General features: G+C 56.3%; 13 protein-coding genes. 6 read left to right on the forward strand and 7 right to left on the reverse strand.

Going from position 1 to position 13,893, the window contains the following annotated elements; genetic code table 11:
* Positions 1 to 104: 104 nt before the first annotated feature.
* Entirely contained in the window at positions 105 to 458 is a 354-nt protein-coding gene (locus WA429_RS08460) for a hypothetical protein (protein ID WP_101247199.1), read from the forward strand.
* Between the two features lie 20 nt (positions 459 to 478).
* Here WA429_RS08460 and WA429_RS08465 read toward each other — a convergent pair whose 3' ends face one another.
* The 5 genes from WA429_RS08465 to WA429_RS08485 all read right to left on the reverse strand — a co-directional run bounded on the left by WA429_RS08465 (position 479) and on the right by WA429_RS08485 (position 4,169).
* The gene (locus tag WA429_RS08465; RefSeq protein WP_068519774.1) at positions 479 to 1,129 is read right to left on the reverse strand and encodes a GDSL-type esterase/lipase family protein; all 651 of its coding nucleotides are present in this window, start codon (positions 1,127 to 1,129) and stop codon (positions 479 to 481) included.
* Entirely contained in the window at positions 1,126 to 2,445 is a 1,320-nt protein-coding gene (locus WA429_RS08470) for a CCA tRNA nucleotidyltransferase (protein ID WP_206928217.1), read from the reverse strand. Before WA429_RS08470 ends, WA429_RS08465 begins: the two co-directional genes overlap by 4 nt.
* A gap of 73 nt (positions 2,446 to 2,518) precedes the next feature.
* Positions 2,519 to 2,806 carry a hypothetical protein gene (locus tag WA429_RS08475; RefSeq protein WP_068519776.1) on the reverse strand — a complete coding sequence of 96 codons (288 nt, stop codon included), beginning with the start codon at positions 2,804 to 2,806 and terminating at the stop codon, positions 2,519 to 2,521.
* A 38-nt stretch (positions 2,807 to 2,844) separates the two neighbouring features.
* Entirely contained in the window at positions 2,845 to 3,489 is a 645-nt protein-coding gene (locus WA429_RS08480; RefSeq protein WP_068519777.1) for a CoA pyrophosphatase, read from the reverse strand.
* Entirely contained in the window at positions 3,486 to 4,169 is a 684-nt protein-coding gene (locus WA429_RS08485; protein WP_228196122.1) for a DUF1285 domain-containing protein, read from the reverse strand. The genes WA429_RS08480 and WA429_RS08485 overlap by 4 nt, the downstream gene beginning before the upstream one ends.
* An 11-nt stretch (positions 4,170 to 4,180) precedes the next feature.
* On the opposite strand from WA429_RS08485, the gene WA429_RS08490 reads away from it, so the two are divergent.
* From WA429_RS08490 to WA429_RS08505, 4 genes are read left to right on the forward strand one after another with little or no spacing between them, the layout of a single operon-like run.
* Complete coding sequence (locus WA429_RS08490) at positions 4,181 to 5,221, forward strand: AAA family ATPase (protein ID WP_068519779.1); 1,041 nt, start codon at positions 4,181 to 4,183, stop codon at positions 5,219 to 5,221.
* Positions 5,222 to 6,175: a DUF58 domain-containing protein gene (locus tag WA429_RS08495; protein ID WP_114113132.1), complete on the forward strand. Its 954-nt coding sequence runs from the start codon at positions 5,222 to 5,224 to the stop codon at positions 6,173 to 6,175. It begins immediately after the preceding gene.
* Entirely contained in the window at positions 6,172 to 8,886 is a 2,715-nt protein-coding gene (locus WA429_RS08500; RefSeq protein ID WP_287465369.1) for a DUF4159 domain-containing protein, read from the forward strand. The genes WA429_RS08495 and WA429_RS08500 overlap by 4 nt, the downstream gene beginning before the upstream one ends.
* Entirely contained in the window at positions 8,883 to 10,958 is a 2,076-nt protein-coding gene (locus WA429_RS08505) for a hypothetical protein (protein ID WP_287465367.1), read from the forward strand. Before WA429_RS08500 ends, WA429_RS08505 begins: the two co-directional genes overlap by 4 nt.
* A gap of 181 nt (positions 10,959 to 11,139) precedes the next feature.
* Here WA429_RS08505 and WA429_RS08510 read toward each other — a convergent pair whose 3' ends face one another.
* Entirely contained in the window at positions 11,140 to 12,105 is a 966-nt protein-coding gene (locus WA429_RS08510; protein WP_068519783.1) for a LysR family transcriptional regulator, read from the reverse strand.
* Positions 12,106 to 12,281: 176 nt separating this feature from the next.
* On the opposite strand from WA429_RS08510, the gene WA429_RS08515 reads away from it, so the two are divergent.
* Complete coding sequence (locus tag WA429_RS08515; protein WP_287465366.1) at positions 12,282 to 13,238, forward strand: glutathione S-transferase family protein; 957 nt, start codon at positions 12,282 to 12,284, stop codon at positions 13,236 to 13,238.
* A 150-nt stretch (positions 13,239 to 13,388) separates the two neighbouring features.
* Here the strand turns inward: WA429_RS08515 and WA429_RS08520 are convergent, their stop codons facing one another.
* A complete protein-coding gene (locus tag WA429_RS08520) occupies positions 13,389 to 13,892 on the reverse strand; it encodes a F0F1 ATP synthase subunit B family protein (RefSeq protein ID WP_068519785.1) in 504 nt (167 codons plus the stop codon).
* Position 13,893: the final 1 nt, after the last annotated feature.

Below are 13,893 nucleotides of genomic sequence, written 5' to 3' on the forward strand. Positions count from 1 at the left end.
ATTACAATCCAACTACAAATTAACGCTTCAATTTATCGGATTGATGGGTAATATTCCGATCAAAGAAGACAACATCAACGATACTGAACGAGCATTCCGCATCAATGGTCAGCGTTTCCTCATCCTCTGATCTGCAAACGGCAATTCCGGTCCGTCCGACCAGTCCGATTGCACAACGCCAGCAGTCCGAACAGGAACTTCAGCAACAGAATCAGGCTGTTGAACGCACAAGCCGTGCGGCTTTGACATCGGATCAGGAAATTGACCGTGCCGTTCAGGCCTATGAACGCGACCGCAACGAACAGCAACGGTTCGTCAAGGAAGGCGCACAGGACACCGTCCTTGAAAACTATATCGACCAGTTCGATCCGTCGGGTTATGGCAAAAGCGGTTCGGCAAATTCCGCCAGCGCCAACAACGCGGCCGGACGTGGTCAATATATCAATATTCTTGCCTGACCGGCTTGGCCCATCGGACCCTATTCGATCAGTCCGACGGCCCGTTTCCAGCCATCCCAATCCCAGATCATTTCAGCAAGCCGGTCATAACCGGCCTTGTCCGGGTGATAGCCATCCCCGCGACGCAGGGCACGCTGCCAGGTTTCGTCTTCAAGTGTTCGTTGGAACAGATCAAGATAGGGCACATCAAACCCGCGTGCGGTTTCCAGATAAATCTGGTTCAGACCTTCAAGCCGTTCATTGATTTCCTGGCTTGATTTGCTGCCATTGATCACGGCCTGCGGACCGATCCACAAAGTCGGGGCAAGCTCGGCTGCGGCACCGATGATTTCGGCAGCATTCCCCGCAGATTTCGCCGGTGAAACCCGCATCGTGGTTTCTTCGCCGCGATCTTCGGCATGATTGGCATCATTGACGCCAAAGCTGAACATCAGAACTGTTGGGAATTCGGGCACCATGCGAAGCTCGGCCTCGAACTTCCAGCGTGCCTTCAGGCCATCGGTGGTTTCCGCACGAATGCCAAGATTATAGATCGTGACTTCGCGTTTGGCTTCGTCAAGCAACCGACGGCCAAGACGCATCGGCCAGCCGCCCTTTTCCCCGTCGCGCACACCATTGACCAGACTGTCTCCAAAACAGCAAATGCGATGTCCGATTGCGCCTGTGCTCATTGCGTCTCCTGTTCGCCAGCTTTGGAAAGACTGGCAAGATATGCCATCAAATCGTCCGGGCCGGGTGCAAAACCATGATCAAGCCAGTAATTTTCGGCCTGTTTCAAAAGTTCGCCGATCCGGGGTCCCGCCGGGGCAAGCCCGGCGGCAAGAATGTCGCGCCCTTGTATCGGCAATTTGACCGGCTGCCAATTTGTTGCCGCATCAATCAGGCTTTTCCATTCTTCGTTTTCCTGGCGCGAACAGCGTGGCGGCACGGATGCGCGCGTACTCCAAGCCAGCAACACCGCATCCCGAAATGCATCCGCCCCAATGCGATAAAGATCGCGGCGAATGTCATCAACCGACATGTTCGGATCAATCAGCGGCGCATGGGAAACCATCGCGGCAAACCGTTCCGTTTGTTCGTTGGACAGACGCAATGCGCGGGCAAGCTGTTCGGCGGCTTCAAGATTGTCATCCGCACCATTGTCGCCGGTGACAAACAGGGACGCCAAGCGGCGCAACGGATCAGGACGAATGGCCGGTACAGCAAGTGCCGTACTATCAAGCCATTGCATGATCCGCAAACAGTCGGTGCGGGCAAGTTGCGGCAAGATCGTCGGCAAGATGCCAAAACCGATCATGTCGCCGACCGTTCCAGCCGGGCTTTTGGCGCGCAGCAGTTTGAACAATTCGTCGCGGATGCGTTCCGCCGAAATATCAAGCAGCCCCTGCGCGCCCTTGCGACAGGCTTCTGCCCCGACCGGATCGATCGGGGGCCGCCCGAACCATGCCTGAAACCGGAAGAACCGCAAAATACGCAGATAATCCTCGGCGATGCGGTTTTCGGCAACGCCGATAAAGCGTACCCGCCCTTCGCGCAGATCGGTTTCCCCGTCAAACGGGTCGTAAACCGTGCCGTCCGGGTCACAGTAGATGGCGTTAAAGGTAAAATCGCGCCGCTTGGCATCGGCAAACCAACTGTCGGTAAAGGCGACCTCGGCGTGGCGGCCATTGGTTTCGACATCGACCCGCAAAGTGGTGATTTCATAGGAACCGGCATCGGTGATCGCGGTGATTGTCCCATGTTTGAGTCCGGTCGGAACAACCCGGATGCCAACCTTTTCAAGGGCGATCACGGTTTCTTCGGGTTTAAGGTCACAGGCAATATCAACGTCATGCAAATCACGTTTGAGCAACGCATCACGGACAATTCCACCGACATAGCGCGCCTGACCGCCATGCTGGGCGATGGCGTCAAAAACGCGGGCAGTATCATCGGCAACCATGATCCCGTATGGCTGCAATCTTCCGGTTGGTTCAAGTGCCGTCATCGCACGTTTGGGCTTTCACCGTTTACGGAGTGTAATCTGAAACAGGGGCAGACGGTTGTCTGTCAGACAGGTGTTATTTTTTCGGCTCGAAATAGCCGGGTTCGACAACACCGTCGCGCAATACCGGGGCATGATAAATGGAATCGGGTGGCGCACCAGTCCCCAATGCGGTGAAAATCAAAATCGCCGCCGTCAAGGCGACCCCCGCCCCGAACAGCAAAAGCCACGGGCCCTTGTTCCAGGGCGGAATGATATCGTGGCCTTCACGGATGGCCTTTGCGCGCGCCCATTTCAGCCACAGCCCGTAAATCACAAAGGGCAGGATCAATGGCAGGCCGATCTGGATGATTTGTCGCAACATGTTATTTCGTCCCGAACACTTGGCGTTGGTCGCTTGGCTTATAATTGCACGCTTGGTGCGTTGGCACGGATCACTTCACTGAAATTCACCAGCATCCCGGCGGTCGCCCCCCAGATGTAATATTCCCGATACGGGATTGCAAAATACCGTCGGCGCGTACCTTCAAAAGTGACGGTCTGCAATTTCTGATTTCTGGGATTGAGGATGAATTCAAGGGGTACTTCGAACACTTCGGCCACTTCGTGATCATCCGGTGTCAGATCAAAAGGAGGCGTCACCAGCCCGATCACCGGGGTCACCTGATAGCCGGTCACCGTATAATAGTCGTCAATACGACCGATCAGATCGATATGGCGGCGTGCCAGACCAATTTCTTCTTCGGTTTCGCGAAGGGCGGTTTCTTCAAGAGTTGCGTCTTCCTGTTCCTGACGACCGCCGGGAAAACTGATCTGCCCTGCATGATCACTAAGATGGTCGGTGCGTCTGGTCAGGATTACCTGCAAACCGGCATCGCGTTTGACCAGCGGCACCAAAACAGCGGCCGGGCGCGACACCAGTTCACCTTCGGCAAAGGCACGCGCACGTGATTTCGATCCGGGATAATCCACGGCATGATCACCGCGCCGTTGCAGAATGTCGGTCTGTGGGGCCCTGAGGGCAGCTATGATATCATCCGGGTTCATTCAACCGTCTCCATCCGGCCAATTTCGAAGAACTGACCATGACTGTAAACACCGATACGTACCATATTACTGTCGGGATCTTTAATTTCATCAGCCAGTTCAACCAGTTGATAAAATACCGCGCGGTTCAGGCGCGCTTCAAGTCCGCGTTCCAGTCCGATATAGGGCGACGGTTCCCCGGTTTCAGGATCATGTTCAACGCGTAACGGATGATCCGCATCCAGATCGACCCATTGGTCGATATTGGTGCGAAAACGGATGACCTGATCGGTGCCGTTGCCGTCATTTTGCAACTCGACCGCGATAAAGGCGACATCTTCGACGTCGATCCGGGCCATTTCGGCCGGGGTGACCAGCCAATGGCCGCCTTCATCATCACGTTGCAACACAGATGAAAAAAGTTTCACCAGTTCAATTCGACCAATCGGACCACCTTGATAGAACCAGGTTCCATCCCGACCTATAGACATAGGAATATCGCCGCAGATTTGCGGATGTCGGCCGTTACCGGGTTTACCCCCGCGCAGGCGCGACCACAATTTTTCGGCGAGATCGATGGTTTGTTGGTTATCAGTCATGCTGTACAGTTGATCCCGAGCCAGACGTGTTCCCGTAAGGTTTATGTGATCCCATCTGCGTTCTTCGATCTGCTGACATCCACGCTGCAACAAAGGAAGCAAAGTTTCGCATCATGACAAACGCGCCACGTTTCCCCGAAGAAATGGGTTTTTCCCAAGATAGCAGTCTGGAACGCGACGCCGCTCGCCTGGACGAATGCGTCGCGCGGCTGGCCGAAGCCCGCAAAATGGTTTCATCCATTATATTTGGGCAGAATGACGCCGTAGAGCAAACACTTATCGGCATTTTATCAGGTGGCCATGTCCTGATGGTCGGTGCGCCGGGGCTTGGCAAATCATTGCTGGCCCACACATTGGGCAAAGTTCTGGGGCTACTGGACAAACGTGTTCAGTTCACCCCGGATTTGATGCCGGCCGATATTCTGGGTTCCGAAGTCCTTGAAGAAGGGGCCGACGGCAAACGCGCGTTCCGCTTTATCAAGGGACCGGTATTTTGCCAGTTACTTCTGGCCGATGAAATCAACCGTGCCAGCCCACGCACCCAGTCCGCCCTGTTGCAGGCGATGCAGGAACGCGAAGTATCGGTTGCCGGATACAGTCACAAGCTTCCCGAACCGTTCCACGTGGTCGCAACCCAGAACCCGCTTGAACAGGAAGGCACATATCCGCTGCCCGAAGCACAACTTGACCGTTTCCTGCTTGAAGTGCGGCTGGGATATCCGAATGCGGATGAAGAACGCAAAATCGTGACCGAAACCACCGGACGCTATCCCACCCGCCCGCGGCAGGTTCTTCAGGCCGACGATCTGGTCGAGGCACAGGATTTTGTCCGCCGCCTGCCGATGCCGGACCGGGTACTGGATACCATCATCGCGCTGTGTCGCGAATGCCGCCCCGAAAGCACATCAATTGCCGATATTCGCGACAATGTCGCCTGGGGTCCGGGCACACGCGCGGCACAGGCGCTTTCGCTGGCATGTCGGGCACGTGCGATGCTGTTTGGCCGGTTTGCACCGTCACTCGAAGATATCGAAGAACTGGCCGTCCCGGTCCTGCGTCATCGATTTGGCCTGACCTATGGGGCCCGTGCCGAAGGCTTCACCGCCAAGGGCCTGATTACCGATGCGCTTGCCCACTTGCAGGAGAAACCATAATTGGCCGTCACTGCCGTGCATGATCATGTTGCTGCCGCACGTGCACTTGCCGCCCGGCTGCCCCAGCTGATTGATGAGTCGCGTCGCACTGCCATCAGTTTGCGCAGCGGCCTGCACGGCAATCGCAAAGTCGGCCCGGGCAGTGATTTCTGGCAATTCCGGCCCTATGTCCCCGGTGACCCGACCAACCAGATCGACTGGCGGCGATCCGCACGCAGCGATCATACCTTTATCCGCCAGACCGAATGGCAAGCCAGCCACAATTACTGGATCTGGCCGGTTTTATCGCCATCCATGTACTGGTCATCAAGTGACAAGATCCCCAGCAAAGCCGAACGTACCCTGATCATTTCAATCGCCCTGGCAGATCTTCTGATTCGCAATGGCGAAACCGTTGGCACATTTGATGGTGAACGCACTCGCATCACATCGGCCGAACATCTTGAAAAACTTGCCCATGCGATGCTGGCAACCCCGCACAGTATTGCCGAACAGGGCGGAAGCATTCATGCCGGGCGCAAACATTCGATCCTGTTGCTTGGTGATTTTCTGGAATTTTCCGATCAGGGGGAAAAAACCGGCAATGTGATCCGCCGTCTGGGCCAATACCAGAATGACGGTGCCTTGGTCCAAATTCTTGATCCGGCCGAAATATCCCCGCCATTTCGCGGGCGGATCAATCTGTTTGATACCGAAGATCAGATGATCTATCGCAGCGAACGTTTTGAAGACATCGCCGATGGATTCAGACAGCGGGCGCAAAAATGGCGGGCGTCGGTGCGCGATGCGGCACGCCACAATGACTGGCTTTATGACCGGCATGTCACATCGGAAAGTGCAAGCCCGACATTGCTTGCGCTGTATCAGCATCTTAGCGAACGGCAAAACCAAAGCGGGTCAAACGGCCGGGGACGCCCGACCTTGCATCGCCATAACCAGCAGGAGACGTCATGAGCCTTGCGGCCATCACATTCCTGTATCCGGCGATGCTGGCGGGCCTTATGGTTTTGCCGATTGTCTGGCTTTTGATCCGGTCGGCCCCGCGCGCGCCCAAAAATGTGATCTTCCCGGCCGCACGTCTGTTGCGCGGCCTTAAAAGCCAGCGCCGTGACATTCAGCGCGCACCGATCTGGCAGACCATTTTACGCTGTATCATTCTGACCTTGCTGATTGTTGCAGCCGCCCGCCCGGTCATGAACCGCAATGACTTTGCCGCCAATGACGGGGCCATTCTGATCATTGCCGACAACGGCTGGGAAAGTGCCGCAAACTGGACGCAATACCGCACCGCCCTGCAACAGATTGCCAATCAGGCCCGGTTTGATTTGCAGACCGTCTATCTGGCGCAAACCGCCCCCGAGGCCGCCGGGGCATCCACCTGGAAATTACCAGAAATTGTCGGTCCGATATCGTCGCAGGGAACGGAAAACCTGATTGACCGGCTGCATCCACGCCCTTGGAATTCCGACTATGCCGCCCTGTCGGACCTGATTTCCGAAAATCCTGAAATGACCAATGCCATCGGCAGTATTTTGTGGCTGACCGATAATATGAACAGCCCCGGCAAAGCCGACATTGCCAGGGAACTTCTTGATGTTGCGCCGATTACCGTCATTTCACCGCCGCGCACTGACCGGATCGCCATTCGGGCTTTGACCCGGTCGCGCACCGGAATGGTTGCAACCATCGCCCATGATCGCAGCGATACCCCGCGTGTTGTCAATCTTCTGGCGCGCGGGGATCGGGGAACGGTTCTTTTGCGCCACAGTGCGGAACTTGCCGCGAATACCGATCAAAGCGACATTGCGATCTTTTTGCCAAGCGACATCGCCAATGCCATTCAGGCGGTCGGCATCGAAGGCATTGAAAGTGCCGCGACCATGTATCAGACCGGGGCACGATGGCAACAACGGCGGGTTGGTGTGATTGTCAGTTCGGGCGACAGTCCCGGCGTATTGTCCGATCAGTATTTCTTCCTTGATCGAGCCTTGTCGCCCTATGCCGATGTTACATATGCCCCGCTTGGCCAGTTGCTTGAACAGAAGGTCGATATTCTGGTGGCAACCGGGCCGATTTCGGGTCTTGGCAGCCAGTTTGAAACCCTTGAACGCTGGGTCAATGACGGGGGGATGCTGGTGCGCTTTGCCGGTGACAGTTCCACTGAAATCGGCAATGAATTCCTTCCGGTGACCTTGCGGCTGGGCAACCGTGATTTTGGCGGGTCGATGTCATGGGAAAAACCCAAACGGCTGCTTGATTTCCCCGATAACAGCCCGTTTTACGGCATCACCATTCCAAGCGACATCACGGTCAACCGTCAGCTTCTTGCCGAACCGGACCCCGATATCCTTGGCAAAACATGGGCCCGCCTGACAGACGGAACCCCGTTGATCACCAGTGCGACACGCAATTCGGGCCGGGTGGTTCTGTTTCATGTAACGCCATGGGCGGATTGGTCGAACCTTCCTATGTCGGGGCTGTTTGTGGAACTTTGGCAAAAGATCCTGCCCCTTGCCAGTCCAAGCAACCGGAACGATGCGGAACTGAGCACGAGCCTTCCGCCCCAATCGGTTCTGGACGGGTTCGGGCAAACCCATCAGCCTGATGCGCTGGTTTTACCGGTGCGTTCGCCACTGCCAGTACCCAATCCCCGTCATCCGCCGGGTATCTATGGGGAAAACGGACAGGCCGTTGCGCTTAACCTTGGCCCGTCATTGACCGATATCGCCGATACCGTGGTTTGGCCATCCGGGGTCACCACGCGCAAGATCACAAGTCAGGATCAGGTCGACCTTGCGGCATTGTGCCTGTTGGGGGCACTTTTGTTGTTGCTGGTTGATGCGTTGATCCTGCTTGCCCTTCATCATCTGAGCTTGCGCCGGAACAGCAAACGCAATGCATTTACCACCATCTTGCTGGTCGTCGGGATTTCCGGTGTTGCAACCGCCATGCTTCTGGCAACAAACGGGACCGGGCATGCGGCATCGGTTCAGGAAGCCGCCTTGCAACCGCGGCTTGCCTATCTCAAGACCGGTGTTGCCCCGGTTGATCGGCTTAGCCATGCCGGGATGACCGGCCTTACGGAATATTTGCGCCGGCGCAGTGCCGCGGACCTTAACACGGTGGACGGGGTTGATCCGGAAACCGACGAGCTCAGTTTCTATCCGCTGATCTATTGGCCGCTTGTTGATGGACAGGCCGCGTTTTCCGAACGCGCACGCGAACGGTTGAACCGCTATCTGAATAATGGTGGCATGATCCTGATCGACAGCCGCGACCGCGAAGTTCAGCCGGCCCGTCTGCGACGCTTGCTGGCCGGGTTGGAAGTTCCGCTTCTTGATCGGGCGCCGGGCGACCATATCCTGTTTCGCAGTTTCTATTTGCTTGATCATGCCTATGGCCGGTTTTCGGCCCCGTTATGGCTTGATGCGCGGCCCAATCAACGCCTGGACGGGGTGGCGTCGGTATTGTTTGGCGGCAATGACTGGGCATCGGCCTGGATGATCCCGGAAGGGCGCGATGAAATCCGCACCGAAGACATCGCCCCGCGCCAGCGCGAACTGGCCGTACGTTTTGGCATCAATCTTGTGATGTACGCGCTGACGGGCAGTTACAAGGGCGATCAGGTCCACCTGCCCGCCATCCTTGAAAGGCTTGGCCGATGAAACAGGGATGGCAGAATTTCCAGATTGCACCTTTGCTTGACGTCACCCTGCTGCAAGGTCTGGCATTGCTGTGTCTGGCGGCAATCATTCTGTTTACCCTGTTGCGGTTGCGCGGCACGGTTTGGCGGGCGGTTGTGATGGTTCTGGTGTTGCTGGCATTGCTTGCACCGCAATTTACCGACCGCGAAAGCGAAAAGCTTAGCGACATTATCCTGGTTCTGGTCGACAGAACCGCCAGTCAGCGCATCGCAAACCGGACCGCACAAAGCGATGCCGCCATCGCCGAAATCCGGAACCGCTTTGCCGATGACCCGTCGGTCGAACTGCGCATCGAAGAAATCAGCGGTGAAACCGACACCCGGATGTTTGCCGTTCTCGACCGGCTTTTGGGCGGAATTCCGCGTGAACGTCTTGGCGGAGTGATGATGATCACCGACGGCCAGGTCCATGATGTCCCGACCCGTCTTGACCTTGGCGCGCCGTTACATGTTCTGATCAGCGGGGCGCGCGATGAACGCGACCGGCGTCTGGTCATTCGCCAAAGTGCCGATTACGGCATTGTCGGCAAACAGGCCGAATTCATGATTGAGGCCATTGATCATGACCTTCCGCCTGGAACGGCAATTCCGGTTCGGATGCTTCTGGAAGACGGCACCGAAGACGAAATCCTTCTTCCGGCCAATGAACAAAGCCGGGTCAGTATCCCGGTACCGCATGCCGGTTCGGTTCTGGCGGAATTGCGCATGGAAGATGCCCCCGAAGAAACCGACAAAAGCAACAATCGCCTGATCCTTGAAACCACCGGCGTGCGTGACCGGTTGCGGGTGTTGTTGCTCTCAGGCGAACCCCATCCGGGGGAACGCGCATGGCGCAATCTATTGCGCGCGGACCCAGGTGTTGATCTTGTGCATTTCACCATATTGCGCCCCCCTGAAAAGGGCGATGACACCCCGATCAATGAACTTGCCCTGATCCCGTTCCCGATCCGCGATTTGTTTGAGGTCCGTCTGCGGCAATTTGATCTGATCATTTTTGACCGCTATCAGATGCGTGGTGTTTTACCGCCCCACTATCTTGAAAAGGTGGTGGATTATGTCCGTTGGGGCGGGGCGGCACTGGTTGTTGCCGGCCCCGAATATATCGGCCCGGATGGCCTTTCAAGCACAGCGCTTGACAAGCTGATGCCTGCCGAGGCGACCGGCCGGATCGTTGAACAACCCTTTGTCCCGCGCGTCAATGCGGCCGGTCGGCTGCATCCGGTAACTGCCGCGATTGCCGGGTCGCCAACCACGCCCCCCAAATGGGGCCGCTGGTATCGTCAGATCGAAACCCGGGTGTCGGACCCCGATGCCATGACCCTTTTGACCGGGGCCGATGAAATGCCGCTTTTGACCTTGCAACGGGTCGAAGAAGGCCGGGTCGCGATGCTGAGTACCGATCAGATGTGGTTATGGCAGCGCGGGCATGACGGGGGCGGACCGGTGGCCGAACTTTTGCGCCGCCTGTCCCACTGGCTGATGAAGGAACCGGCCCTTGATGAAAACACCGTCACCACAACGCGTAGCCCGGATGGCGAAAGCCTTATTCTGAACTGGCGTAAAATCGGTGCGGCACCAGAAATGGCCAATGTCATCAATCCGGAAACCGGCGAACAGATCAATGCCCGGTTCGAACAGCTTCCCGATCAGTCATGGCAGGCAACGGTTCCGATTACCGAACGCGGTCTGATCCGGGTGGGGGTACGCGACCGCAATGACCGGCGGCAAACCGCCTTGCATGTTGACCGCGATGTTCTGACACCTGAAACCCAGAACACCAATTCAACACCGGAACTTCTGGCCGAACTTGTCGCGACGAATGACGGCTTTATCGGTCGGATCGAAGACGGCCTTCCGGATTTCCGCCAGGTGCCCGATGACCGTGTCTGGCATGGCAGCAACTGGGCCGGATTTGTTGAAACCGACAGCTACAAAACCGTCATTGGCGGCATCACCAATCTGTTGCCGGTGCCTGTAATTGCGCTTCTGATCGGGGGGATTTGTCTGTTGGGATGGCGGGCCGAAAGCAACTAGGCCGCCGGTCGCCATATCTGATCGCACGATCACGTATCGCAATGTGACCAGTCAATCTGTGCCTTCCGGCCCCGGATCAAAGACCGTACTGATTGCAACGCCCTGCCCCCGACGCACAGATGATTGCCATGTTTCCCGGTTTCTGATCCGTTCCTTGCCCGCGTTAACAGGCCTGCTTCCGTTACGGTGCGGGACGTTGACGACCGCGGCCCTGTTTATATTCGTGACAGGCGGCCTGATGGAAATTGCACAAGCCGCCACGGAATTTCTCGACCAGAAAATCGATAAAGACGCGGACCTTGCTGGGCAGATGGCGACGTTCCGGATAAACGGCATAGATCCCGCCATTGTTAAGCGGGTCGTAATCCTTGAGAATTCGGACAAGGCGGCCTTCGCTTAGTGCCTCGGCGACAATGAATTCCGGTTCACGCGCAATGCCAAGCCCGCGAATGGCCGCGATCGAGGTGAATTCACCATTGTTGCACGACATGACCGGATTGACCCGCACCGTAACCGGGCCGTCCGGCCCTTCGAAATCCCAGATATTCGGGCTGGCCACGTTGGTATAGGCCAGGGTCTTGTGATCAGCCAGTTCCTGGGGCGTTTTGGGTTCACCAAACTGCTCAAGATAGGCCGGTGCAGCAACCACATGCCCGGTATAATCGGCAAGCTTGCGCGCGATCATGCTCGAATCCTTAAGCCGGGTGATACGGATCGCCATATCGAACCCTTCGGCCACCAGATCGACCATATGGTCCGCCAGATGAATATCCACATGCAGCCCCGGATACATTTCCATGAATTCGGTCACCAGTTGCGGCAAATACATCTGGCCAAATGTCAGCGGCGCAGAAATGCGAAGGGTGCCGCGCGGCGTACCGCGCAAATCAGTCAGCGCATGTTCGGCCGTTTCGATTTCTTCGACGACGCGTGCACAATGCTGATAGAAAGTTGATCCGGCATCGGTCAGGCTAAGACGACGGGTGGTACGATTGAGCAACCGGATACCAAGACTGTCTTCAAGCTTGGTAACATGCTTGCTGACAGCAGATTTCGACATGCCAAGCTTGCGCGCCGCACCGGAAAAACTGCTTTCTTCGACGACACGGGCGAAAACGGTCATTCCGTCCAGATTACCGATCAACATGATGATACTCCTGATCGTATCGCAACCCGACTGTTGCGCATTGGGAAACAAATAAATCTCACAACAGCGGATTGTCTTCAACGCGGAAATGGCAACAATAGCTGAAACAGCAAAATTTCCGGTCTGCCTGATATGACCCGATCGGTCACCGGCAGACCAAAAAATCGGAGAGAGAAATGGGCCAACTGGTAGACGGCGTCTGGCAAACGGAGTCCCTGCTTGCCAAGAACCGCAACGGTAAATTCAACCGGCAGGATTCAGCATTTCGCAGTTGGCTGTCGGCCGATCCCGATGCGGAATTCCCGGCCGAGCCCGGGCGCTATCATCTCTATGTTTCCTATGCCTGCCCGTGGGCACACCGCACCCTGATCTTTCGTGCGATCAAGGGCCTTGAAGACATGATTTCGGTTTCGGTCGTGCATTGGCATATGGGCGATGACGGCTGGCAGTTTTCACCAGAAGACGGTTTCATCGATGATCTGGGCAACCATGCGCTGCTTCATCAGGTCTATACCGCAGCCAAGCCCGACTACACCGGCAAGGTCACCGTGCCCGTCCTGTGGGATAAGAAATCGGGCCGTATTGTCAGTAACGAGTCATCGGAAATCATCCGCATGCTCAATACCGCGTTTGATGGCCATGGCGCCAAGGAAGGCGATTATTATCCCGAAAATCTGCGCAGTGAAATTGACGCGGTCAATGACCGGGTTTATCACGATGTAAATAACGGGGTTTACAAATCGGGCTTCGCCACCAGTCAGTCGGCCTATGAAGAGGCCGTAACCACCCTTTTTGACACGCTGGACTGGCTTGAAGACCGGTTGGGCAAACAGCCCTACCTTGCAGGCGAGAAGCTAACAGAAGCCGATTGGCGGCTATTCCCGACCCTGTTGCGGTTTGATGCGGTCTATCACGGGCATTTCAAATGCAATCGCAAGATGCTGCACGAATATCCCAATCTCTGGAATTACACCAAGGCGCTTTATCAGCATCCGGGTGTCCGCCAGACGGTGCATTTCGACCATATCAAGAACCACTATTACCAAAGCCACCCGTCCGTTAACCCATCCGGGGTGGTGCCGGTCGGTCCTGAACTTGATTTTGATGGTCCCCATGATCGCGACCGCTTTTAAGGTCCCGGTCACCTGAACGGGCAACCCCGCCCCCTGCCGGCCCGACCACAACGATACCGTGCCGCGATCTGATCAGCCACCGGCATCCGGACAAACAAAAACCCCGCAAGCAATGCTTGCGGGGTTTTCAATTTCCGAAAACGGAAACTCTTAGTTCAGGCGACCTTTGATTTCCGCAATCGCGTTGTTCACCAGCTCGTCTGCCTTGGCACCGGAAACCTTGTCAGTAACAAGGGCGGTGGTTGCCTTTGCTGCGATTTCGGCGACATGCGCACGAACTTCGGCAATGGCCTGGCTTTCAAGGTTGGAGATACGTTCCAGAGCCTGCTGTTCACGGCGTTTGAGTGCCGCTTTGAGCTCAGCCTGGGCGCTTTCAAGCATACGGTCGGCTTCTGCCTTGGCATGCGCGCGGATCTCGTCAGCTTCCTTCAGGGCTTCGCGCTGTTTGGCCTGATAATTGGCCAGAAGCTCCTGGGCTTCTTCGCGAAGACGCTGAGCTTCGTCCAGCTCGTCAGAGATCTTCTGGGCACGTTTATCAAGTGCGCTCGAGATGCCCTTAACAGCCTTGAAACCGCCAAAACCGGCGACCAGGACGAAAGAAAGCGTAGTCCAGGTGTATGGATCGGTAAGGAAAGTAACCTCTTGGGTTGCCATT

The sequence above is a fragment of the Thalassospira sp. CH_XMU1420-2 genome (genome assembly GCF_037029325.1).
Classification (GTDB): Bacteria; Pseudomonadota; Alphaproteobacteria; order Rhodospirillales; family Thalassospiraceae; genus Thalassospira; species Thalassospira povalilytica.